The sequence below is a fragment of the Aeromonas sp. TECH754 genome (assembly GCF_056279295.1).
Map to the genome: position 1 here is coordinate 1,296,005 of NZ_JBWBRA010000001.1, position 25,511 is coordinate 1,321,515.

Consider the following 25,511-nt stretch of genomic DNA (forward strand, 5'->3'; position numbering starts at 1 on the left):
AGGAGGTTACACCGTATATTCTTTCGATATTTTCGAAAATGTCGAAGGGATATATGTTGGCTGAGGCGGTAAAATGACCACCTATCACGGTGGCTTCCAATTGCCTCTTTATTATTGGAAGTCTGTGTTTATGCGTTGGAGGAAGTATGGCTGAGCTGCGAATCGAAAAACCGACCCTGATCACCGAATTGGAGGGGGCCGTGTTTGTCATGAACGCCGATGGCTCCTTGTACCGTGCGGCGGTGGGCATGCAGCTGCAGCCCGGCGAGCGTCTGCTTGCCGGATCCGATGGACGATTCGAGTTGGCCGATACGGCCGCTGACACCAACACCCCCGACGGGCTCGAGCTGGCTCAGTTGCAGCCGGATCCCCAGCAGCTTGATCCCGAGCTGGCCAGCCTGCAAGAGGCCATCCGCCAAGGCGCCGACCCGACCGCACTGTTTGAAGAGACCGCTGCCGGTAACGCAGGGGCAGGCACGGCCGGTGGCGTCGTCGGCTCCAGTGCCGGTGGCTACGTGGTGGTGGATCTCAACAGCGAATTTACGGTGGCCGAGGCGGGGTTTGATACCGCTCACGATGCACGCCTGCCGGGTGAGGAGCAGCCCTATTCCGAAGATCAGGATCTGCTGGCCGCCATCACCATCACCGAGCCACAGACCGTCGACAACATCATCAACGCCGATGAGGCAACCGGCGTCATCATTCGCGGCTTCGTCGAGGATGTCGAGGTGGGCCAGACGGTGACCGTCACCCTGACTGATCAGGACGGTAACCGCCTCACCACCACCACAGTGGTGTTGCCCGGCTTCGTCTGGGAGGCCAACTTTGGCGACGTCACCGGCAAGCTGGTGGATGGTCCGCTGACCATCCAGGCCGATACCCAGGATGCCGCCGGCAACCGGGCCAGCGACTTGGGCCAGACCCTGCTCGATACCATCACCACCATCACGCTTGATCTGGCGGATGAAAGCGACACCGGCGCCAGCCAGGTGGACGACCTCACCCGCGACACCACGCCGCTGCTGCAAGGCAAGGGCGAACCCGGCGCCACCGTCACCCTGAGCCTGGAGGGCAAGGTGCTGACTGTGCTCACCGTCGATGGCAACGGCAACTGGCAATATCAGATCCCGAGTACCCTGGCCGATGGCGCCCATGATTTTCGGGTCGATTCGGTGGACATCGCCGGCAACCGGGCCAGCGATACCCTGACGGTCACTGTTGATACCCGAGCCGCCATCGACATCGACGATCTCGACACCAAGCAGATCCTGAGCCATGACAACGTTACCCTGAGCGGCACCACCACTCAGGTCGAAGCGGGTCAGAGCGTCAGCGTCACGCTCATCGGCCAGAATGGCCAGACCCTGTTCAGCGGCACCGCCCTGGTGGGCAGCGACGGTCGCTGGCAGCTGGGCAACCTCGATCTGTCGACGATCCAGGGCTCTTACGAGGTGCGCGCCGAAGTGATCGATCTGGCGGGCAACCGGGTGATCGACGGGGCGCCCCTCATCGGGCAGAGCGATGTACTGACCCTGTCCGAGGCCGATCTGGCCAAGGGATCCGTCAGCGCCAGCGGTTCCCTGCATACCGGTGCCGGTATGGACGGCCATCTGCAGGTGAGCTTCGGCACCGATCAGAGCGCCCTCGAACAGCTGAATCTCAGCAGTCAGGGTTCGGCCCTGAGCTATCAGGTCAGCGGTCAGACCCTCAGTGCCAGCGCTGGCGGTCATACCATCTTCACCCTGGCCCTCGCCAATGACGGCAGCTATCGCATCGTCTGGAACCAGAGCCTGGATCACGGCCAGGACAAGCTGACGCTGCCGTTTGCGCTGGAGTATCGCGACAGCGACGGCGATCTGGTGCACGCCAACCTCAACGTCGAACTGGTGGACAGCACGCCGCCAGATTTCACCATTGCCCCCATCACCCTGACTGAGGATGCCTTCACCAATCAGGGCGCCGTGGTCGGGCAGAGCCAGTTTGTGGTCGGTCACCGGGCCGATCCCCTGCTGGCGGACTCCCTCGTCTTTACGGATCAGAGTGCGACACTCGGCCGCCTCAACGGCAGTGGACTGAGCAGTGACGGTCATGTGCTCAGCTTCGAATTCAGTGGCGACCGCCTGCTGAGTGGCTATTACCTCGATGGCAACGGCAACCGGGTCGAGGTGTTGAAGGCCGAGCTGACCGCCAGCCAGTCCGGCAGCGACATCAAGGGAACCGTGACCCTTTCCCTCACAGGCCCGCTCGATCACCAGGGCAGCGACCAGCTCTCCCTTGGGCTCTCCGTCTCCGCCAAGGAGATCGACGGTGACGAGACCCGCGCCGACCTTCAGATCGCCATCAATGACGGCACCGATCCGAGCCTCGACATTGACGTCGGTGTGAGTCTGCAAGAGGGCGGGGCCAGCCAGACCCTGGATGGTCAGCTGCCGGTCAATGTGGGCAGCGATCGCCTGGTGTCCCTCAACTTCGAGGCCAACCAGCCCGGCCTGAACGGCCTCACCAGCGGTGGCCAACCGACTACCTATCAGGTAAATGGCAACCAGATCACCCTGCTGGATGCCGGCGGCAAGCGGATTCTGACCGTGACCCTGGATCTGGACGGCAAGTACCATGTCCAGCTGGACGGCGTGCTGGATCAGCCGGTCGATAGCAACAGCGTCAACCTGGGGCTGCAGGTGCAGGGCACCGACTTTGACGGTGACAAGAGCAACCTCGGCACCCTCAATATCGCCATCACCGACGGCGCCTTGCCGCAGGTGGACCCGGTTTCCCTCACTCTGGTGGAAGACAGCGACTGGACGGCTGGTCAGACCCTGACCGGCTCCCTTAACATCACCACCGGCACCGATCCGCTCGCCAACATCAGCTTCGATGCCCAGCAGCCGGGCCTGCAGGGGCTGACTTCGGGCAAGCAAAGCGTCGCGGTAACGGTGGCCGATCACCTGATCGCGGGCCGTACCCCGGACGGCAAGCTGGTGTTCGAGCTGACGCTGGGCAATGACGGCAAATACAGCTTCACCCTCCATCAGCCGCTGGATCAAGGCAGCGCCGACAGCCTGCTCAAGGCGGGCTTCACCCTGACCGATTCGGACGGCGACACCGTTTCTTCTTCCTTGAGCGTCGCCATCGGCGACGGGGCCAACCCGGTGATCAGCGCCGTGATCGGCACCAGCCTGACCGAGGCGGATCAAGGTGCGGGGACCGTGGTCAGCCACATGAGCTTCACCGTGAGCCATGGCGCCGATGCGCTTGACGCGAGTAGCCTGAAATTCGATATCAGCGCCATCCAAAGCAGCCTGGACGGCAAGTTCAGCAGCCACGGCAGTCCGGTGACCTTCAGCTTGGACGCCAACGGCGATCTGGTGGGCACCAGTGCCGACGGGCGTGAGGTGCTGCGCGCCGAGCTCGACCTGGTGGAGAGCAACGGCAACTGGAGCGTCAGCAGCAAGGTGACCCTGAGCGCCGAGCTGGATCACCAGGGCAGCGAATCCCTCAACCTGCCGCTCCATGTGACCCTGAGTGACAAGGACGGAGACAGCGTCTCCACCCAGTTGCCACTCATCATCAAGGATGGCCATGCGCCGAGCTTCGTGGCGGGCCCCGGGGTCAGCCTGGATGAGCGCAACCTCGACGGTCAGACCCCCCTGACCGGCACCGGCCACTTCCAGATCGAGGCCGGCTCGGATCGGGTGAGCGAGGTGTCGTTTGCCGACATCAGCCAGCAGCCGGCGCTGACCGCCTTGGGCCAGCCGGTGAAATACGAGCTGGTCGACGGCGATGCCAGCATCCCGGGCAACCAGGTGCTCAAAGGTTACGTCGAGCTCAACGGCCAGCGCATCGAGGTGCTGCAGGTCGAGCTCGACGGCAAGCTGGATAACGCCGCCAGCAACGGTTTCGACTACAAGGTGACCCTCTATCAGGGCGTGCACCAGAGCGGCGGCAACGCTACCGATCTGCCGTTCAAGCTCAATATCGTTGATAGCGACAAGGGCAGCGGCAACAACGACAGCACCACAGGCACCCTCAATATCCGCATCGGCGAGGGGAATCAGCCGGTCATCACCCTGACCGAGGTGACTCTGAGCGAGGGGCGCTTCGATGGCGCCGGCAACCACCAGACCGGCGATGATCAGCAGGCCACCGGTACCCTGACCATCAAGGCGGATTCGGACCCCGTAGTGGAGGTGCGGCTGACCCTGAGTGGTCAGGTGCTGGATGCGAGCGGTCAGGCCATCACCCACAACGGCGAAACCCTCACCTGGCAAGAAGTGCCGGGCAGCAACGGCCACCGCTTCCAGGGTGTCACCGCAAGCGGCACCCTGGTGCTGACGGTGACCCTGCCGAACGTGCCGGGCCGTATCGAAGCGCACACCCAAACGACCCTCGACTATCAGGTGACGATTCACACCAACCTGGACCACGGCGCCGACGATCGACTGAGCCTGACCCTGCCGGTCAAGGTAACCGACAGCGATGGCTCGGTGATCACCGGCAACACCAACGTGGTGATCACCGATGCGGTCGATCCCCATCTCGGCATCGACGCCGGTGTGAGTCTGCAAGAGGGCGGGGCCAGTCAGACCCTGGACGGTCAGCTGCCGGTCAATGTGGGCAGCGATCGCCTGGTGTCCCTCAACTTCGAGGCCAACCAGCCCGGCCTGAACGGCCTCACCAGCGGTGGCCAACCGACCACCTACCAGGTCAGCGGCAACCAGGTCACCCTGCTGGATGCCGGCGGCAAGCGGATTCTGACCGTGACCCTGGATCTGGACGGCAAATACCATGTCCAGCTCGATGGTGTGCTGGATCAACCGATCAATACCAACAGCGTCAATCTGGGGCTGCAGGTGCAGGGCACCGACTTTGACGGTGACAAGAGCAACCTCGGCGCCCTCAACATCGCTATCACCGACGGCGCCTTGCCACAGGTGGACCCGGTTTCCCTCACTCTGGTGGAAGACAGCGACTGGACGGCTGGTCAGACCCTGACCGGCTCCCTTAACATCACCACCGGCACCGATCCGCTCGCCAACATCAGCTTCGATGCCCAGCAGCCGGGCCTGCAGGGGCTGACTTCGGGCAAGCAAAGCGTCGCGGTAACGGTGGCCGATCACCTGATCGCGGGCCGTACCCCGGACGGCAAGCTGGTGTTCGAGCTGACGCTGGGCAATGACGGCAAATACAGCTTCACCCTCCATCAGCCGCTGGATCAAGGCAGCGCCGACAGCCTGCTCAAGGCGGGCTTCACCCTGACCGATTCGGACGGCGACACCGTTTCTTCTTCCTTGAGCGTCGCCATCGGCGACGGGGCCAACCCGGTGATCAGCGCCGTGATCGGCACCAGCCTGACCGAGGCGGATCAAGGCGCGGGGACCGTGGTCAGCCACATGAGCTTCACCGTGAGCCATGGCGCCGATGCGCTTGACGCGAGTAGCCTGAAATTCGATATCAGCGCCATCCAAAGCAGCCTGGACGGCAAGTTCAGCAGCCACGGCAGTCCGGTGACCTTCAGCTTGGACGCCAACGGCGATCTGGTGGGCACCAGTGCCGACGGGCGTGAGGTGCTGCGCGCCGAGCTCGACCTGGTGGAGAGCAACGGCAACTGGAGCGTCAGCAGCAAGGTGACCCTGAGCGCCGAGCTGGATCACCAGGGCAGCGAATCCCTCAACCTGCCGCTCCATGTGACCCTGAGTGACAAGGACGGAGACAGCGTCTCCACCCAGTTGCCACTCATCATCAAGGATGGCCATGCGCCGAGCTTCGTGGCGGGCCCCGGGGTCAGCCTGGATGAGCGCAACCTCGACGGTCAGACCCCCCTGACCGGCACCGGCCACTTCCAGATCGAGGCCGGCTCGGATCGGGTGAGCGAGGTGTCGTTTGCCGAGATCGCTCAGCAGCCGGCGCTGACCGCCTTGGGCCAGCCGGTGAAATACGAGCTGGTCGACGGCGATGCCAGCATCCCGGGCAACCAGGTGCTCAAAGGTTACGTCGAGCTCAACGGCCTGCGCATCGAGGTGTTGCAGGTGGAATTGAGCGGAAAGCTCGATAACGTCGCCAGCAACGGTTTCGACTACAAGGTGACCCTCTATCAGGGCGTGCACCAGAGCGGCGGCAACGCTACCGAGCTGCCGTTCAAGCTGAACATCGTCGATAGCGACAAGGGCAGCGGCAACAACGACAGCACCACCGGCACCCTCAGCGTCAGCATCGGCGAGGGGAATAACCCGACTATCTCCTTGACTGGCGTGACCCTGAAAGAGGGGCGCTTCGATGGCGCCGGCAACAACCAGACCGGCGATGATCAGCAGGCCACCGGTACCCTGACCATCAAGGCGGATTCGGACCCCGTAGTGGAGGTGCGGCTGACCCTGAGTGGTCAGGTGCTGGATGCGAGCGGTCAGGCCATCACCCACAACGGCAAAACCCTCACCTGGCAAGAAGTGCCGGGCAGCAACGGCCACCGCTTCCAGGGTGTCACCGCAAGCGGCACCCTGGTGCTGACGGTGACCCTGCCGAACGTGCCGGGTCGTATCGAAGCGCACACCGAAACGACCCTCGACTATCAGGTGACGGTCCACACCAACCTGGACCATGGCGCCGATGATCGACTGAGCCTGACTCTGCCGGTCAAGGTAACCGACAGCGATGGCTCGGTGATCACCGGCAACACCAACGTGGTGATCACCGATGCGGTCGATCCCCATCTCGGCATCGATGCCGGTGTGAGTCTGCAAGAGGGCGGGGTCAGTCAGACTCTGGATGGTCAGCTGCCGGTCAATGTGGGCAGCGATCGCCTGGTGTCCCTCAACTTCGAGGCCAACCAGCCCGGCCTGAACGGCCTCACCAGCGGTGGCCAACCGACTACCTATCAGGTAAACGGCAACCAGATCACCCTGCTGGATGCCGGCGGCAAGCGGATTCTGACCGTGACCCTGGATCTGGACGGCAAATACCATGTCCAGCTCGATGGTGTGCTGGATCAACCGATCAATACCAACAGCGTCAATCTGGGGCTGCAGGTGCAGGGCACCGACTTTGACGGTGACAAGAGCAACCTCGGCACCCTCAATATCGCCATCACCGACGGCGCCTTGCCGAGCGTGGATGCGGTCATCCTGAATCTGGTGGAAGACAGCGACTGGACGGCCGGTCAGACCCTGAGCGGGGATCTCAACATCACCGCCGGCACCGATCCGCTCGCCAACATCAGCTTCGACGCCAGCCAGCCGGGCCTGCAGGGCCTCACCAGCGGCGGCGCACCCGTGGTCATCAGCGTCAGCGGCAACAGCATCAGCGGCATGGTCAACGGTCAGAACGTCTTCACGTTGACGCTGGATCAGAAAGGTCACTACGTCTTCACCCTGAATCAGCCGCTGGATCAGGCCAGCGCCGACAGCCTGCTCAAGGCGGGCTTCACCCTGACCGATTCGGACGGCGACACCGTTTCTTCTTCCTTGAGCGTCGCCATCGGCGACGGGGCCAACCCGGTGATCAGCGCCGTGATCGGCACCAGCCTGACCGAGGCGGATCAAGGCGCGGGGACCGTGGTCAGCCACATGAGCTTCACCGTGAGCCATGGCGCCGATGCGCTTGACGCGAGTAGCCTGAAATTCGATATCAGCGCCATCCAAAGCAGCCTGGACGGCAAGTTCAGCAGCCACGGCAGTCCGGTGACCTTCAGCTTGGACGCCAACGGCGATCTGGTGGGCACCAGTGCCGACGGGCGTGAGGTGCTGCGCGCCGAGCTCGACCTGGTGGAGAGCAACGGCAACTGGAGCGTCAGCAGCAAGGTGACCCTGAGCGCCGAGCTGGATCACCAGGGCAGCGAATCCCTCAACCTGCCGCTCCATGTGACCCTGAGTGACAAGGACGGAGACAGCGTCTCCACCCAGTTGCCACTCATCATCAAGGATGGCCATGCGCCGAGCTTCGTGGCGGGCCCCGGGGTCAGCCTGGATGAGCGCAACCTCGACGGTCAGACCCCCCTGACCGGCACCGGCCACTTCCAGATCGAGGCCGGCTCGGATCGGGTGAGCGAGGTGTCGTTTGCCGACATCAGCCAGCAGCCGGCGCTGACCGCCTTGGGCCAACAGGTCAAATACGAGCTGGTCGACGGCGATGCCAATATCCCGGGCAACCAGGTGCTCAAGGGTTACGTCGAGCTCAACGGCCAGCGCATCGAGGTGCTGCAGGTCGAGCTCGACGGCAAGCTGGATAACGCCGCCAGCAACGGCTTCGACTACAAGGTGACCCTCTATCAGGGCGTGCACCAGAGCGGCGGCAACGCCACCGATCTGCCGTTCAAGCTCAATATCGTTGATAGCGACAAGGGCAGCGGCAACAACGACAGCACCACCGGCACCCTCAATATCCGCATCGGCGAGGGGAATCAGCCGGTCATCACCCTGACCGGGGTGACCCTGAAAGAGGGGCGCTTCGATGGCGCCGGCAACCACCAGACCGGTGATGATCAGCAGGCCACCGGTACCCTGACCATCAAGGCGGATTCGGACCCCGTAGTGGAGGTGCGGCTGACCCTGAGTGGTCAGGTGCTGGATGCAAGCGGTCAGGCCATCACCCACAACGGCGAAACCCTCACCTGGCAAGAAGTGCCGGGCAGCAACGGCCACCGCTTCCAGGGTGTCACCGCAAGCGGCACCCTGGTGCTGACGGTGACCCTGCCGAACGTGCCGGGCCGTATCGAAGCGCACACCCAAACGACCCTCGACTATCAGGTGACGGTCCACACCAACCTGGACCACGGCGCCGACGATCGACTGAGCCTGACCCTGCCGGTCAAGGTAATCGACAGCGATGGCTCGGTGATCACCGGCAATACCAACGTGGTGATCACCGATGCGGCGGATCCCGTGATCACATCCATCGAATCCATCCGGGTCGAGGAGGCGGATCTGGATGCGAGCAGTAGCCAGCATCCGGGTACCACCCCAGCCGAGAGCGGGGAGGCCGCGAGCGGCAAGGTGACCATAGGCGCCGGTTCGGATCGGGTGGCCTCCCTCGAGCTGGATGTGGCGACCTTCAACCAGACCAACCACCTCACCTCGGGTGGCAAGGAGGTGACCCTGGCGGCCTATAGCCCGGGTTGGTATCTGGCGACAGCGGAGGGTGGCAAGCCGGTGTTCTGGATCCACCTGGACGTCAACGGCAGCTACAGCTTCCACCTGGTGGGCCAGCTCGATCACGGCGCTCAGGGCAAGGATGAGCTGGGGATAGAGGTGCCGCTGTTCGTGACCGATCACGACGGGGACCGCAGCCCCAATGTGACGGTGGAGGTAAAGGTACAGGATGACATGCCCATCGGCACTCATCTGACCCATAACCTGAACGAGACCGGCAGCGCCGTGAGCGGCGATCTGCTGCCCCCCGCCAACGAGGGGGCCGATGGCGCCAGGGTGGCCTCGGTCACCATCAACGGCCAGCTGCATGCCATCAATGGCAGCCTGACCCTGGACGTGATGAGCCCGGACGGCAAACAGGTGATGGGATCCCTGACCATCGAGCAGGGGGGCAACTACAGCTTCACGCCGAGGCCTGGCTTCGATCACGATGCCGCCAGCCTCAGCCAGATCATCAAGGCCCAGTTGGTGGACGGTGACGGCGATACCGCCGAGAGCACCCTGACCCTCAACCTGCAGGATGAGGAGGTGCGTTTCACCGTCAATGCATCGACCGGACAGGAAGATCAGGGAGCCCAGGATCCGAGCAAGGGGATCGCCATCCAGATGGACCTGGACATCGGCGACTTCGATCGGGGCGAGCACGTGGATCAGTTGCTGATCCAGGCGCCGGCCAATGCTCACGGCACCTTCTACTACAACGGGGTGGCGCTCACCACCACGGCCGATGGCAAGTGGTTCATCGTGCCGCCGGCGGCCATGGTGACCACCGACAACGTCAACTACCACACCTCGGGCCTGACCTTCGTGCCGTCGGCAGACTGGTCGAGCTGGAGCAACAACAAGCAGCCGCTGCACTTCCAGGTGCAGCTGCAGGTCGGGGTGACCGAGGGGACGCCGCCGCCTGCCGTGACCGGCGATCTCGCCATCACGGTGCAGGGCATCGCCGACAAGCCACTGTGGGATAGCGCCAGCACTCATCAGCACTACAGCACCGATGAGGACAGCCACGGCATCGCCCTCAACGTGAAGGCCGAGCTCACCGACACCGATGGCTCCGAGACCCTGAGCTACCAGATCAAGTGGGAGTCCGGCCAGGGCAGCCTGAGCTTGAATGGCAAGGCGATCCAGCCGGGCAGCAACGGTCTCTACACGGTAGCGGCGGGGGACATCAACAAGATAACCGTGGTGCCCGGCAAGGACTACGGCGGCGACATCAAGCTTACCCTGACCCCGATCAGTACCGAGAAGGCGCCTGTGGTGAGCGGTCAGAGCAAGGTGCTCGGCGACCCCATCGAATTGGTGATCAACGTCAATCCGCAGGCGGATGACGCCAAGCTGAGCGTGCGCGAGATCCAGGGCAAGGAAGACACCTTGCTCAACCTCGGCAGCAAGATAGTGCTCACCCATCTGGGGGACAGCACCGATGGCTCGGAGCAGATGTTCGTGCGCATCAGCGGACTGCCCGCCGGTGCGACCCTGCTGCTGGGCGGGATGGCGGTGACTCTGGATGCGAACGGTTACTATGAGGTGCCCTATGCCCGCATCGGCGAGCTGCAACTGCAGCCGCCGAAGGACAGCAACGTCGACTTCGATCTCACCATCAAGGGGGTGGTGAAGGACAGCGTCACCCTGACCGATGCCAACGGTCAGACCCACCTTGTCGTCAACGAGAAGGAGACCGGTTCCCAGAGCCTGCATGTGGATCTGGTCGGGGTGGTGGACGCCCCGCACTTCGATCTGAACAGCACCGGCTGGACCCAGGATGGCAACGGCTACAGCATCACCATCGCCGAAGATGGCAAGGCACCGCTGAACTTCAAGCTCGAGTCGGGGGAGACGACGGGTGACGGTTCCGAGAGCCTCAACCTGGTGCTGGAAGGCTTGCCGGATGGCGCCAAGGTGTTAGATGGCAGTGGCAAGGAGCTGACCCTGACCTTCGCCGGACTCGATAGTCACGGCAAGCCGACCTATCAGGTCAATGTGTCGGATCTGGGCAACCTGCAGATCCTGCCACCGCCCAACAGCACTGCCGATATCCACCTCATCGGCCACGTGGTGGTGACCGAAAACGACGGTGACCACAAGCGCTTCGATGTGCCGCTCACCATCAAGATCGAGCCCGCGATCGATGCCACCGACTACGCCAAGACCAGCCAGGGCCTGGAAGATCAGTTCACCGTGCTCGACTGGCATCCCGATCTGAGCGACAGCGCCGAGCATGTCACTCACCTCAACCTCTCCGGTATCGAGCCCGGCTACGAGATCTGGATCCGCGTGGGTGGGGTCGAGACCCCGCTCACTGTCAACGGCGGTACCCTGGACGTAAGCGATGCAGACCTGAGGAGCCTGCTCAGCGGCGGCCAGTTGCTGGTCAAGGCGCCAGAGGACAGCGACAAGGACACCCATATCCAGAGCCACGTCACCGTGACCCAGCATGATGTGGACTCCGGTGCCACGGCCCAGAAGGTGATCGACGGCAACCTGCATGTGGATATCCAGGCCGTGGTGGAACCCGATGGCAACCTGGTGCAAACCGGAACTCTGGATAGTCCGGACGGGCACGATATTCCGCTCAAGGATGCCTTCGTATTCCAGGATCTGGATCCCAGCAGCGTCGAGACCATCGACTACCTGGTGATCAGCGATCTCCCTCCCGGCTTCGTGGTGGTGGGCGGGATTCACGACGGTCATGGCAACTGGACAGTGCCCAACGGCGCACTCGATAGCTATGCCCTGCGTGCCCCCAGCGGTTACAAGGGCGGTACTATCAGCTTCAACGTGAGTGCCATGGTGCATGATCTGAGCGATGACGGGGATGTCAGCGCCAGCGTGCGCAAGGATTTGCATGCCAATGCCACCTTTGCCCCCGTGACCACACCGGATCAGCTCGCGGCGACGATCGACCTGGATAACAGCCAGCCCATCGTCGGGGTGGAGGATCACAGCGTCAACTTCGGTACCCAGCTCAAGAGCATGGTGACCCTGGGCACGGCAGATGCTGATCATGACGAACTCAGCATCGTCATCACCGACTTGCCCCCCGGTGTCAATGTGCAAGGGCTCGCCTTTGACTTCGTCAACAACGAATACCTGATCAAGCTGCCCAATGGTCTGAGCGATCTCGACAAGCTGACCCTGACCCTGCCACAGGACTACGCCGGCGACGGCCTGGACTTCAAGGTGCGACTGGTCAACACGGACAGCGTGAGCGGCGACAGCAAGTCGGTGGAGAAGGACATCACCCTCTCCATCACCCCGGAGGTGGACACCAATGGCGGCGCCGATGGTCAGCCAGAGCTGCACCTGCAGGTGAAGGATGTGAATGGCGACGGCCAGCCGGACAATCTGGAAGACACCGAGATCCACCTCGACCTCTCGGTCAAACTCGCGGATATCAGCCCCTCGGTGGCCGATGGCGGCCTCGAGACGGTGGAGCGGGTGACCGTGACCGTCGATGCCCGATATGGTCACTTCCTGGATGCCAACGGTCGGCCGGTCAACAGCCTGGTGCTCACGGATCCGGCGGCGCTCAAGGATCTGGTGTTCGTGCCCAAACAGCACTTCAGCGGCAAGGTGCCGCTGGCCGTGACGGTCGATATCCTCGACACCGCCACCACGGGTATGGATCGTGACAGTTGGCGCGGTCAGGCCAGCTTCGAGGTGCTGCCGGTCAACGATCCGGCCACACTCACGGTGCATGCCGTGAGCGGTGACGAGGATGGCAGTGTCAATCTAGGAGGCCTGGGGGCGACGCTCATCGACAATGATGGCTCCGAGCAGATAGTGGGGCTGCAGATCACCGGAGTGCCGGATGGCTTCACCCTGTCCGCTCCTGCGGTCAACAACGGCGGCGGCGTCTGGCAGGTGCCAGTGGGCACCGATTTCTCCAAGCTGACCCTGATCCCGCCAGCGGATTTCAGCGGCAGCGTGGATCTCACCCTGAGTGCCTTTACCCTGGACAAGGGGCTGACCATACCGCTAGAGACCAAGGGCAGCTTCACCGTCACCGTCAATCCGGTGGGGGACGCCATCATCGCCGATCTGCAGGACAAGGCGAGCGGTACCGAGGGGGATGTGATCACCCTGAACCTGGGGCTCGAGACCCGGGACACCCGGGCCACCGGCGGCAACGCCGCTAACGTCCACGAGAATACACCCGAGCAGGTGCGCGTCACCCTCGAAGGGGTGCCCGATGGCGCGGAGATCCGGTTGCCAAACGGGGTGGCTGGCAACGTGGTGGATCTCGGTGGTGGCCGCTGGCAGATCACCACGGATGGCGGCAAGCTCGATGCCATCGAACTGGTGACCAACGATGCCAACGGCGCGCTGGACATCAAGGTGACCGCCCAGAGCCTCGACAACGGCGCCCTCGGTCCCGAGGTGGGCGGCACCATTCACGTGGATGTTAGCCCGGTCAACGACACCCCCATCAACGTGCTGCCGGGCACGCCCCAGGTGGCGCAGGAGGATCAACCCTTCGTCATTCAGGGTCTGCAGGTAAAAGACGTGGATGCGGGCAGCGGCGCCATGGAAGTGCGGTTCTCGGTCGAGTACGGCACTCTGAACCTGCCGGCGGGCAGCGGGGTGACGGTGGCTGGCAACGGCACAGGTTCTGTGGTGCTGACCGGTTCCCTCGATGACATCAACGCCTTGCTCAACGGCGGCGTCACCTATCAGGGCAACCCGGATTATCACGGCGCTGATAACCTGACCATGGTCACCAATGACAATGGCAACACCGGCAGCGGCGGGGCGCTGAGCGACACCGACGTGCTGCCCATCGAGGTGCAGTCGGTCAACGATGCCCCCGTCAACGTGCTGCCGGGCACACCCCAGGTGGCGCAGGAGGATAAACCCTTCGTCATTCATGGGTTGCAGGTGGGCGATGTGGATGCGGGCAGCAGCCCCCTCTCGGTGACCTTGTCCGTCCTGCACGGCACCCTGAACCTGGTGGCAGGCAGCGGCGTGACTGTCGTAGGTAACGGCACCGACTCCCTGGTGCTGACAGGCTCGCAGGATGCCATCAATGCCTTGCTCAATGGCGGCGTCACCTATCTGGGTGAGCAGGACTTCAATGGTCAGGATGCCCTGACCATGGTGACCAATGACAACGGTAGTACCGGCAGCGGTGGGGCTCTGAGCGACACCGATGTGCTGCCCATCGAGGTGCAGGCGGTGAACGACGCCCCGGTCAACCAGGTACCGAGCGCCATGCAGGTGAAGGAGGATGGTTCGCTGTCCCTCTCCGGCATCAGCGTCAAGGATGTGGATGCCGGCAGTGCGCCGCTCTCCATGGTACTGCGGGTCGAGCACGGCGTGCTGACCCTGCTCGGATCGGCGGGCGCCGTCTCGGTACAGGGGGCGGGGAGCAATGTGGTGACCCTGGTGGGATCCCTTGCGGATCTGAACAGCCTGATCAGCGGCAACCTGCATTACGAGCCGGCCAAGGACTTCTGGGGCCAGGACAACCTGACGATCACCACCTCGGATCAGGGCAACACGGGGGTGGGCGGTGCTCTGACCGACAGCTCCCGGGTCGGCATCACGGTGACCGCCGAGGCCGACGATCCGCTCCTGAGCCTGGGGACCCACGACATCCTGGCCCTGCAGGGGGCCTGGGTGCCGCTCAACCTGAGCGCCAGCGTGGTCAACCCGATCTCGGGTGAGCTCTCTGTGCGCATCCAGAATCTGGGCAGCGCCCAGGTGGTGGATGAGCATGGCCAGAGCGTGGGCCACGCGGACGGCAACGACTGGTTGCTGCCGATGGATCAATCCGTGCCCATTTATCTCAAGGATCTGCCGGCGGGGGATCACGCCTTGACGCTGACTGCCGAGTCGAGCGCGGGTGGCAGTACCCTGAGCTCGGCCCAGGAGAGCCTCAATATCCACAGCCAGAGCGGTCACGACTTGCTGGGTTCGGATCAGGGGGACTGGCTGTTTGGCTCGACCGGTGACGATCGCATTCTGGGTGGCCTGGGAGATGACGTGTTGCGCGGGGGCCAGGGCAACGACACCCTGACCGGCGGCGCGGGCAGCGATCTCTTCGTGTGGGGCAGCGGCGATGAGGGGACGGCGGCACACCCGGCTCTCGATACCATCACCGACTTCAAGTTAAGTCAGGGGGACAAGATCGATCTGGCGGATCTGCTCAAGGGGGTGACCGACAACAGCGTGGACGGGCTGCTCAAGCATCTGTCAGCCTCCGTCACCACCGACAGTGCGGGTCTGCACGACGTCAGCCTCTCGGTGTCGCCGGCGGGGGATGGTCACGTCACCCAGCAGATCACCCTGAAGGACGTGGATCTGAGCGGTTGGAGCCTGAACAGCGGCTCCTCTTCCCACGACATACTGCAGTCCCTGCTGGATCAGCACAGCCTGATCATCCAGCACCCTTGATGAGAAGGGACAGATAAAAAGAGCCGGCAATTGCCGGCTCTTTTTTTGCGTGGATGATTTGCTGTTATCAGACCAGCGCTCGGGCCAACAGATGGATCGGATGCTCGCAAGGGAAGGGCGTGCTCATCTCGATCTGCCACTTGCAGGTCTCGCAGTCGGTAATGACGAGATCAGGCTTGATGCGGTTTATCTGATCGAAGAGCCCTTCGCCTATGTCCTGGCTGGTCTGGTAGTTCTCCGACTTGAAGCCGTAGGTGCCGGCGATGCCGCAGCACTGGGAATCCAGCACCGTCACCTTGACCCCGGGGATGGCGCGCAGCAACTCGAGGGTATAGATGACGCCCCCCATCTTCTCCATGTGGCAGGGGGTGTGGTAGGCGATGTGAAGATCCAGCGGCTTCATGGCCGGCTTGTTGCCGCGGTAGAACTCGTTCCAGATAAAGCGGGTCACCAGGGAGATGCGATCACGCACCCTGCGGTTGTCCTGCTCCAGCAGGTGGGGATATTCATCCCTCAGGGTGAAACCGCAGGTGGAGGAGGTGGCCAGCAGCGGCATCTCGTTGCCGAGCAGGCTGTTCTCCATCTGTTTGATATTGAACGCCGCCTGCTGCTTGGCCTTGTCCATGAAGCCGTTGGCGATGAGCGGCACACCGCAGCACTTCTCCCGCTCCAGCAGTTGCACGCCGATGTTCATGGCGTTGAGCACCTGCACCAGCTCCTTGCCGAGCTGCGGGTGGTTGTAGTTGACATAGCAGCCGTGGAAGTAGGCGATCTGGCGTGCGAAGCGGGCCTGGGCCGCTTTCTGCTTCTTGTACCAGCCGCGGAAGGTGCCCTGGGAGTACTTGGGCAGATCTCGGTGGGAAGAGACGCCGAGCGCCTTGTCCAGCACCAGTTTCATGGGCTTGAGGCCGGTGGTGAAGTTGACCAGGGGGGCCATCAGGGTGGACATGCTGCCCATCAAATCGGTATGGGAGAGCACGAACTCGCGGATCCCGGGTTTGATGCCGCCGTACTGGTGTTTGGCCTTGGCGATGATGTCGCCGATGCGCACCCCGCTCGGGCAGGCCACCTCACAGCGCTTGCAGTTGGTGCAGTACTTGAGGGCGCTGTCGAACAGCTCCGGGCTCTTGATGCGCAGCCGCTCCCCGTCGGGGCCGGCCTGTTTCGGACCCGGGTAAGCGGGATTGGCCTTGGCCACCGGGCAGTAGGCGGTGCAGACGGTGCATTTGATGCACTGATCGAAGGTTTGGTTGGCGTGATCCAGTAGCATGTCAGTTCTCCTCCCGTCGGCGATGAAGGCACGGGATATGGGACGAATAAATCATTTGGTCGCATCCAGGATATGACCGGCGACTTGCCAGCCGGTGGCGACCGCGACCCCGGAGCCGGAACCTTCTCTCACCGGGTCGTAGTGTGCCAGCACGCTGCCGGCGCCATAGAGGTTGGCGAGCGGCTTGCCGCCGCGCAGCACCCGCAGTTGCGAGTCTGTCTTGACCCCGAAGCCCAGGAAGGGGTGGTGGTCGAACAGCCTGCGGCCGGCCCAGGCGTCGCGTTCCGGCAGGCTCAGCACGTCGGCGTCGAAGATGGGCTCACGAATGCCACCGAGGCGCGATTCGAGCCCCCGGCTGAAGAAGCTGCCGGAGGCGAGCACGAAGTGTTCTGCCTCGAACAGCTGATCGTCGCCGTTCTGGCTATGAACCCCGATCACCCTGTCTCCCTCGTAACGGGCGCCCAGCACCCGCTCGCTGGTGAGGAAGGTGCCGCCCAGGTTCTGGAAGCGGCGCTTGAGCGCCTCCTGCATCCGCATGCCGACGAGCGACGGCGGCATGGTGGCAATCTCGCGGATGGTGCAGCCGGTGTGTCGCTCCAGCTCCGCCAGGCGCGGGCCGACCAACCCCAGCGACAGGCAGGCGGGCAACACCAGGTGGTGACACGCCGGCTCGCCGCATTCCCGTACCATGCGGGTTATCTCGCGGGCGAGATCCGCCAGCAGATCGTGTTTATCACAGAGCCGCGCGATATCGGCCGAGCGAAACTCGTGGGGATTGCGGCTGAACTCGGCCAGCTGGGGCAGCCGGATCTCGCCGGTCAGGATCCGGCAGTGGGCGAAGCGCGGCTGGGCCTGGAGATTGGCCGCCGCCAGCGCCGGATGAAAGTCGCGAAAGCCGGCCAGAGTCGCCAGCAGCAAGCTGGTCGGGACGGGGGCGTCGGTGACGCAGGCGCAGGTATCGGGAGAGAGCCAGGTGGCCTTCAGGGTGCCGATGGGGGTCAGCCGTTGGTGGTTGTGCTCCTGGCGAAACAGGGCGAGCCCCTCCAGGGCGCAGTGGCGCTGCAGATCGTTGAGACTAGCCTCTATGTTGGCAAGCCCGACCTTGCCATAAGGGTGTTCCGGTCGCTCGGCCAGGAAGGCGGGCAGGGCGGCGCGGGGATCTCCTGCCCCATCCAGCAGATCAACCGAGCCGGAGGAGAAGTGCAGGGCGCTCTGGCCGGAGGCCATCAGCAGAGTCCGCTGGCCGGCTTCGGCCAGGCGCAGCGCCGCCGACAGGCCCGCCATGCCGCCACCTATCACGATGTTGTCGAATTTCATGATGGCTCTCCTTGAGTCGATAATGCGGGCTCGATGCCGCTATCCGGGCTGGTCTCTGGGGGGGCAGTGACCAGCTGGGGCGCCGTCCACTCGCCGAGGCCAAACAGCCCCTCGTAGATCCAGTAGGTGAATTCGGTCTCTCGCAGGGCATCCCCCCAGAGCACGGGACGGGTCCCCTTGTGGCGCTCCTCCAGGAACTGGCGCAGCATGACGCAGGCCTCGCGGCCGTCGGCCTTGCCGTACTCTTGCATCAGGCCCGCGGCGCGATAGGCGCACAATTCCCCCTGGCAGGGGCCCATGCCGAGCCGGGTGCGGCGGCGCAGATCCACCAGGTTGTCCACGTCCAGTTCCCGCAGGGCGTATTCGATTTCGCCCGCGGTCACCATCTCGCACTCGCAGATGAGGGCGTTGGCCTTGGGGTTATCCCGGAAAAACGCGATGACCCGCTCGCCGTGACGATACTGGGCCGAGCCGACCGCCGGTACGCTGAGGCCGGGGACCGAGACCTTCTCCGGCTCCCGCGAGCCCGGCAAGGAGAGCTCGGCGGTGCGGCAGGGCCGGCGATTGCCGAGTTTGTCGGCGACCAGATCCGTGGCCATCTCGGCCATCAGCCGGTAGGTCATCAGCTTGCCGCCGGTGATGGTATTGAAGCCTTGCAGGCCGTCGCGCTCGGCATGATCCAGCAGCACTATGCCGCGGCTGATGTTGCGGCCCGTCTCGTCCCCGTCCACCGCCACCAGCGGGCGCACTCCGGCGTAGGCGCGCAGCAAGCGGGTGCGGGCCATGACGGGGGCGAGCTTGATCCCCTCGCGCAGCAGCACCTCGACCTCCTCTGGATCCACGCTCAGCTGATCGATCTTGTGATAGTCGATGCGACTGGAGGTGGTGCCGATGAGGGAGATGGTATCGCCCGGTACCAGGATGTCCGCATCCGCCGGTTTGCGGGCGCGGTTGAGCACCATCTGGTTGATGCGGTAATCCATGATGAGCAGGGAGCCTTTGGCCGGGAACATGCGGATGCCGAGATCCGCGTACTCGCAGATCTGCTGGCCCCAGATGCCGGCGGCGTTGATCACCTCCCGGCACGCCACCTCAAACGCCTCGCCGGTGCGGATGTTGATGGCCTTGACCCCGTGCACCCTGTCCTGCGTGCGAAGGAGCCCCAGCACCTTGCTGTGGGTGAAGATGCGGGCGCCGTGCTCCTTGGCGTCCAAGACGTTGGCGGCGGCGAGGCGGAAGGGATCGACGGTACCGTCAGGCACACGAATGGCGCCGATCAGTGCCGGGTTTACATTGGGTTCGAGGCGCAGCGCATCTCGCGGATCCAGCTGCTGGGCATCGATGCCCGCCTGGGCGCAGGCGCTCATGAAGGCGGTTTGGAAGCGGATGTCGTCTTCCGGCAGGGTGACGAAGAGGCCGCCGGTGTCCTCGACACAGTGGCTGGCGATCCGCTTGAGGATGCGGTTCTCCTGAATGCACTCGCGGGCGGACTCGGGATCCGTCACCGCGTAGCGAGCCCCAGAATGGAGCAGGCCGTGGTTGCGGCCGGTGGTGCCGGCGGCGATGTCATCGCGCTCCAGCAGGATGCAGTCGATGCCGCGCAGCGCGCAATCGCGCATGATGCCAGCGCCGGTGGCGCCGCCGCCTATGATGACGACTTCCGTGCTCATTCTTTTCATTCTTGCCCGTCTCATCTCGTCCAGATGGGGCCAGTGTGGCGCCTTCCCGCGCAAAAATGTTTGATATGGGCCAAGTTAATGTTCGCAAACGCTCACAAACGACAGGTGAATGAGCAATTTGTGACTGTTGTCACACCCAGGACGTCAAAAAAGGGGCCCGAGGCCCCTGTATTCTGGCTATATGAACGCCAGTTTTGTTATTTCTTATGCTGCTTTAGTGTCTTTTTATCATAGTTTACCCTGAAAAATGTTTTGTTTATGGCGTATTCGACGCCTTAGCCGCAGCACTTCTTGGACTTTTTGCCGCTGCCACAGGGACAGGGATCGTTGCGGCCGACCCGCAGCGGTGCCGGATCCTGCTCACCCTCGGTGTAGACCCAGCGCCCCTGATAGCGCACGAAGCGGGAGCGCTCGTGCAGACAGTGGCGTTCTTCGCCCTCCAAAAACCAGGCCTTGAATTCCACCGTGCCGGTGTCATCGGAAGGACCACCCTGGGCTTTGAGGATCTCCAGCCCGTCCCAGTTGGTATCGGTGTGGGAGAGCTCATCCGCGGTCAGCCCGTTCAGATAGTCAGGGTGCCAGCTGTGCACCAGGTAGTCGCCGAGCCCCAGCACGAAGGCGCTGTAGCGCGAGCGCATCAGCTGCTCTGTGGTGGTGGCGTCTTGGCCGGCGTGCAGGGCGCCGCAGCACTGGGAGAGGGGGAGGGAGGAACCGCAAGGACATAGGCTCATGGGTCAGTTCATCGGGTCGATATATAAAGGTGGCGAGATTGTAGCGAAAGCGGCCCCCCCTCGGCCAGCACCCCATGGCCCGATTGGTAGGAATGGAACACCCATAAAAAAATGGCTAAGGAAGTACAAGATGACTCTGAAACAGAAGATCCTGTTATTGGGCGCTATCCCCGTGCTGCTGATGGCCCTGGTGGTCAACCTCAGCAACTATCTGATTTCCAAGAACGATCTGGAATCTGAACTGGTAGTGGCGCGGGACAAGGCGGTCAAGGAGCGCAAGACGTTGCTCAGCAGCTACCTGATGCTCGCCAAGACGGCCATCGAGAAAGAGTATGCCGCGCCGGACAGCCCCGAGGCGCGGGCGCGGGTGAAGGAGATCCTGCGGCCATTGCGCTATGGCAGTGACGGTTACTTCTTCGTCTACGACTTCAAGGGGGATACCGTGCTGCTGCCCACCCGTCCCGAGGTGGAAGGTAAAAACCGCTGGCAGGACAAGGATGCCAAGGGCACCCTGCTCATTCAGGAGATCGTCAAGGCGGCGCGGCAGGGGGACGGTTACTCCGAGTACTGGACCAACAAGCCGTCCCTCGGCCGGGATGCCCCCAAGCTCTCGTTCAACCTGGTGCTCGACAAGTATCAGTGGGTGGTCGGCACCGGCTTCTACATCGATGACATCGACAGCGAGCTGGCGGCCCTGCGCAGTGATCGCGAAAGCAACATGCACGCCTCCCTGCAAACCGGGGTGCTGCTGATTTTGCTGATCCTGGGGGTGACCCTGGCCGCCACCGTGGTGATCGGCAACAGAGTCACCCGACCGCTGGCGGAGGCGGTATCGGCCCTCAATGACATCGCCGACGGGGACGGGGATCTGACCCAACGCCTCAAGGTGCAGAGCAAGGACGAGGTGGGTCAATTGGCCAGCGCCTTCAACCGTTTCGTCGAGCGGATCCAGTCGGTGGTGAGCCAGGTGGGTGAGACCAGCCATCAGCTGCTCGGCGCCGTGGACAAGTTGCACCGCCTGAGCGAGCATTCCGACCAGCAGATGCACGGCCATGGCCGGGAGACGGATCAGGTGGTCACCGCCGTGACCGAGATGAGCTCCACCGCCCAGGAGGTGGCGGCCAGCGCCTCCAACGCCGCCACGGCGACCAGCGACGCGGCCCGCGAATCCGACGCCGCCCGCGAGGTGGTGGGCAGTGCCATCGGCAGCATCAACCGGTTGGTGGAGGAGGTGCACACCGCCGCCGGCGTCATCGAGCAGCTGGCCCAGGAGACCGGCAAGATAGGATCCGTGGTGGAGGTCATTCGCGGTATCGCCGATCAGACCAACTTGCTGGCGCTCAACGCCGCCATCGAGGCGGCCCGGGCCGGCGAGCAGGGGCGCGGTTTTGCGGTGGTGGCGGACGAGGTACGATCCCTGGCCGGGCGTACCCAGCAGAGCACCAAGGAGATCAATGAGATGCTGCAACGCCTGCAAGGAGGGGTGAAGCAGGCGGTGGAGGTGATGCAGGCCAGCGAGGCGCGCAGCCAGGAGACGGTGCAGGAGGCGAGTCACATCGCCAGCTCCCTCGACAGCATGGTGACGGCGGTCGGCACCATCAACGACATGAACATCCAGATTGCCACCGCCGCCGAGGAGCAGCATGCGGTCTCCGAGGAGATCAACAAGAACCTGGTGGCCATCCAGCAGATCGTCAGCGAGCTGACCGAGGCGGCCGGTGAGTCCAACACCACCACCCGCGCGCTGGCCGGTACGGGTGACAAATTGCGCCAACTGGTCTCCCGCTTCCGTTACTAGTCACATTTTTGCCGTCTGGACGTCATTTCCAGACGGCAAATTTGGGGATCGCCGCAGAATGTGGGAAAATCGGGCCATTCGTTCTTTTCGTTAGCCCCATACCCTATGAATGAGATCGTGAAAGGCAGTATCGATTTGATCCGGCAGCTCAACTATGGTCTGGTCTATGCCAGCCTGGAAGAGCACAAGGAACTGTCCCGTACCGATCTGTCCCGTTTGACCGGTCTCTCCCCGGCCAGCATCACCAAGATCACCCGCGAGCTGCTCGATGGCGGTCTGATTGTCACCTGTGGCGAGAGTTCGGTGGGGCGTGGCCGCCGCCAGACCCTGCTGCGGATCAACGAACGCCGCTTCCAGTTTCTCTCCATGCGCCTCGGCCGTGGCTATGTGGACATGGCTCTGTTCGATCTGGCGGGTCACTCCCTTGCACGCCATCGTCATCTGTTCAGCGAGGCCGAACGCGGCGATTTGCTGGCCAGCCTGGTGCGGGCCATCGACGGCTTCCTGCCGAAAAAATCCTTGCGTCTTGCCTGTATCGCGCTCTGTCTGCCGGGGCAGGTGGAGCGTCACTCCGGCATGGTCAAGCACTTCCCCTTCTACGATCTGCGCAACTGGCCGCTCGGTCCGACCCTGCAGCAGGCGTTCGAGGTGCCGGTGCTGGTGAGCGGTGACGTGCGCACCTGGATCCAGGCCGAGCGCGAATGGGGCGCCGCCAAGAACTGCGCCGATGCGGTGTTGGTGTTCGTGCATAACGACATCGGGGTCGGCATGGTGGTCAACGGTCAGCTCATCGAGAGCGAGTCGGCCCTGCTCGGGGATCTCAGCCATTTACAGCTCGAGCCCTATGGTCAGCGCTGCTACTGCGGCGGCTTCGGCTGCGCCTGCACCTTGGTGACCAATCAGGCGCTGGAGGCGCAATACCGGGACTTGCGCGAGCGCATGCAGGAGCACGACCTGCCCAAAAGCGTCAACATTCGCGAACTGTGCGAGCTGGCGCTGGCGGGCAACAGCCTCTGCCAGGACATCCTGCATCAGGCCGCCGGGCGCCTCTCCCGGGTACTCGCCAACCTCATCTGCCTGCTCAACCCGGGCAAGCTGCTGCTGGGGGGCGAGATCACCCGCGCCGATCGCCTGCTGTTCCCCATGTTGCACCAGTCCCTGGCGAGCCAATTGCCAGCCGATTACCTGGTGCGCCTGCAGATAGAGTCCACTCACTTCTACGAAGACCCCACCAAGCCCACCTCGGTGCAGGTACACAAGGCCCTGCGCGACGGCAGCCTGCTGCTCGATTTGCTGCGCAGCGACAAGGAAGCATGAGACCCGGATTTATCTAGTCACTAGGGCCCTTCGGACGCTGCCACTAGGGCAATCCGCATCGTGGCCCGGAGCGGGCACAGAGGCTGCGAATAGTCGTCCTTGATACCGGGCTGATAAAGAATGAGGCTTCTCCTGGGAGAAGCCTCATTGCTGTCCGGGCGGGCATCACCACGACTGGGCGGCGCTAGGATTTCTCTTCCTTGGCGGGCGCCTTGTCGCTGGGCTTGTCTGGCTGCTTGATGGCGTCTGCGGCTTTCTGCTTGAGTTGCAGTTGCTCCATCACCAACTTGTAGGCGATGTAGTACTTGTAGATGTTGCCCACGTAGGTGACGGTCTCCGGGCCTATCTTTTCCGCCGCCACGTACTCCACGTTATGGAACCAGACGTTGGGATCCATCCCGCGCTTCTTGGTCTCGGCCCGCAGCCTGGCCACCCGGGCGGGGCCGGCATTGTAGGAGGCGAACGAGAAGAGGGCCTTGTCGAGGGCGGTCATGGGTTCGTCGGCATAGTAGTGATCTATCATCCAGCGCATGTATTTGACGCCGCCGTGGATGTTGGGCTCGATCTGGCGGATGTCACCCACCTTCAAGCCCTTGCCGGTGGCGGGCATGATCTGCATGATGCCGATGGCGCCGACATGGCTGCGCGCCTTCTGGTTGAGGGCCGACTCCTGATACCCCTGGGCCGCCACCAGCAGCCAGTCCACGTCGTAGCGATCCCCGTACTCGCGAAACAGATCCACCACCTGCAGGAACTTCTTGCGCTCGGCGTCGGCGGCGGCGCTCTTGACGAATTTGTTCTGCTTGAGATAACGGCTCAGGATCTCTTCTCCCGTCGCCTTGCCACGCAGCGCTTTTATCTGATCGTTGAGCATGGCGAGCAGCTTGGGGCTCTCCTTGCGCACCGCCCAGGCGATGACGCCCCCATCGCGAAATACCGGTTGCTCGTGGATCTGGATGGCCGGGAAGATCTTCTTCCAGAAGCGCGCCTTGTGTTCATCCATGACGATGAAGGGCAACAAGCCCGCATTGACCATCTCCACCAGATCTTCGTCTTCCAGCTCCTCCGAGGCCGGCTTGATGTCGATGAGCGGTTCGCCCGCCGCCTTGCGGGCCTCGTTGTAGGCAAGCAGGCTCTCGAAATAGCTGGACGATGGTCTGACGAAGATGCTCTGACCCCCCAGATCGGCGGGGCTCTCCACCTTGGGAGACTGGGGACCCGAGATGAGCAGCTCGCGCACGTTCTCTATCAGGGGGGTTGAGAATTCGACCCCTTGCTGCTTGCGCTTGTCCGTGATGGTGAGGTTGGCGGCGGCGATGTCGCCCTTGCCTTCGATGAGGGAGGTCAGCAGAGCCTCGCGGGCGACCGGGATGAAGACGATGTGCAGCTTGAGGTGACGCTTGATGGCCTTGTCTTTGCGCAACTGCTCGTTGAGTCGCTTCTCTATCTGTATGAAGGCATCGTAGGTGACGCCGCGCTGCACTCCTTTATAGATGAAGTAGCCGGTCTTGTTGTAGGTGGTCAGCACCCGGATGGTGCGTCGCTCCTGCATGGCATCGAGGTCTCCCAGCATGGGTTTGGATAGCTCGGCGCTGGCAAAGGTCAGGGCGCTACGCTCTTCCTCCTCCGTTGCGGCTTGTTTGGCTGGTTCGGCGCTCCAGGCCGGGGCCAGGGAGCAGAGCACCCAGACCATGACAATCCATAAGCGTTTCATGACGTTCCCCTCACTCGTTTTATAGAGTGTAAGCGGCGGCTCGGTGGCCCTTTAGCTCATTGGGTTTGATTGCAAAGCGCTGATAGCACGATTACCGCTATCTCACTTGGGTGAACGTGGGGATCGAATGCGCATAAAAAAAGAAG

General features: G+C 63.2%; 8 protein-coding genes. 3 read left to right on the plus strand and 5 right to left on the minus strand.

The features are described from left to right. The first annotated feature begins 146 nt into the window (after nt 1–146). Nucleotides 147–15,539, plus strand: a complete 15,393-nt coding sequence (locus ACZ9IL_RS05640) for a retention module-containing protein (protein ID WP_476002624.1) — start codon at nt 147–149, stop codon at nt 15,537–15,539. A 67-nt stretch (nt 15,540–15,606) separates the two neighbouring features. On the opposite strand, the gene glpC is transcribed toward ACZ9IL_RS05640, so the two are convergent. The 4 genes from glpC to ACZ9IL_RS05660 all read right to left on the minus strand — a co-directional run bounded on the left by glpC (nt 15,607) and on the right by ACZ9IL_RS05660 (nt 20,536). Next, nucleotides 15,607–16,809, minus strand: coding sequence for an anaerobic glycerol-3-phosphate dehydrogenase subunit GlpC (glpC, locus tag ACZ9IL_RS05645; protein ID WP_476002625.1), 1,203 nt, complete (start codon nt 16,807–16,809; stop codon nt 15,607–15,609). A 51-nt stretch (nt 16,810–16,860) separates the two neighbouring features. Then, complete coding sequence (gene glpB, locus ACZ9IL_RS05650; protein ID WP_476002626.1) at nt 16,861–18,126, minus strand: glycerol-3-phosphate dehydrogenase subunit GlpB; 1,266 nt, start codon at nt 18,124–18,126, stop codon at nt 16,861–16,863. Next, nucleotides 18,123–19,805: an anaerobic glycerol-3-phosphate dehydrogenase subunit A gene (gene glpA / locus ACZ9IL_RS05655; protein ID WP_476002627.1), complete on the minus strand. Its 1,683-nt coding sequence runs from the start codon at nt 19,803–19,805 to the stop codon at nt 18,123–18,125. Before glpA ends, glpB begins: the two co-directional genes overlap by 4 nt. 275 nt (nt 19,806–20,080) lie before the next feature. After that, the gene (locus tag ACZ9IL_RS05660; RefSeq protein WP_476002628.1) at nt 20,081–20,536 is read right to left on the minus strand and encodes a YchJ family protein; all 456 of its coding nucleotides are present in this window, start codon (nt 20,534–20,536) and stop codon (nt 20,081–20,083) included. A 130-nt stretch (nt 20,537–20,666) separates the two neighbouring features. On the opposite strand from ACZ9IL_RS05660, the gene ACZ9IL_RS05665 reads away from it, so the two are divergent. Together ACZ9IL_RS05665 and ACZ9IL_RS05670 are read left to right on the plus strand one after the other, a co-directional pair. After that, nucleotides 20,667–22,334, plus strand: a complete 1,668-nt coding sequence (locus tag ACZ9IL_RS05665) for a methyl-accepting chemotaxis protein (protein WP_476002629.1) — start codon at nt 20,667–20,669, stop codon at nt 22,332–22,334. Nucleotides 22,335–22,439: 105 nt separating this feature from the next. Next, the gene (locus ACZ9IL_RS05670; protein WP_476002630.1) at nt 22,440–23,651 is read left to right on the plus strand and encodes an ROK family protein; all 1,212 of its coding nucleotides are present in this window, start codon (nt 22,440–22,442) and stop codon (nt 23,649–23,651) included. Between the two features lie 184 nt (nt 23,652–23,835). On the opposite strand, the gene ACZ9IL_RS05675 is transcribed toward ACZ9IL_RS05670, so the two are convergent. Then, nucleotides 23,836–25,365 (minus strand): MltF family protein, encoded by a 1,530-nt coding sequence (locus ACZ9IL_RS05675; RefSeq protein WP_476002631.1) that lies wholly within the window; start codon nt 25,363–25,365, stop codon nt 23,836–23,838. Nucleotides 25,366–25,511: the final 146 nt, after the last annotated feature.

What these genes read in the sequence shown, in the direction of transcription:
- ACZ9IL_RS05640 (WP_476002624.1), top strand. Translation starts at nt 147, where the DNA reads ATGGCTGAGCTGCGAATCGAAAAACCGACCCTGATCACCGAATTGGAG.
- ACZ9IL_RS05660 (WP_476002628.1), bottom strand. Translation starts at nt 20,536, where the DNA reads ATGAGCCTATGTCCTTGCGGTTCCTCCCTCCCCCTCTCCCAGTGCTGC.
- ACZ9IL_RS05670 (WP_476002630.1), top strand. Translation starts at nt 22,440, where the DNA reads ATGAATGAGATCGTGAAAGGCAGTATCGATTTGATCCGGCAGCTCAAC.
- glpA (WP_476002627.1), bottom strand. Translation starts at nt 19,805, where the DNA reads ATGAAAAGAATGAGCACGGAAGTCGTCATCATAGGCGGCGGCGCCACC.
- ACZ9IL_RS05665 (WP_476002629.1), top strand. Translation starts at nt 20,667, where the DNA reads ATGACTCTGAAACAGAAGATCCTGTTATTGGGCGCTATCCCCGTGCTG.
- glpC (WP_476002625.1), bottom strand. Translation starts at nt 16,809, where the DNA reads ATGCTACTGGATCACGCCAACCAAACCTTCGATCAGTGCATCAAATGC.
- ACZ9IL_RS05675 (WP_476002631.1), bottom strand. Translation starts at nt 25,365, where the DNA reads ATGAAACGCTTATGGATTGTCATGGTCTGGGTGCTCTGCTCCCTGGCC.
- glpB (WP_476002626.1), bottom strand. Translation starts at nt 18,126, where the DNA reads ATGAAATTCGACAACATCGTGATAGGTGGCGGCATGGCGGGCCTGTCG.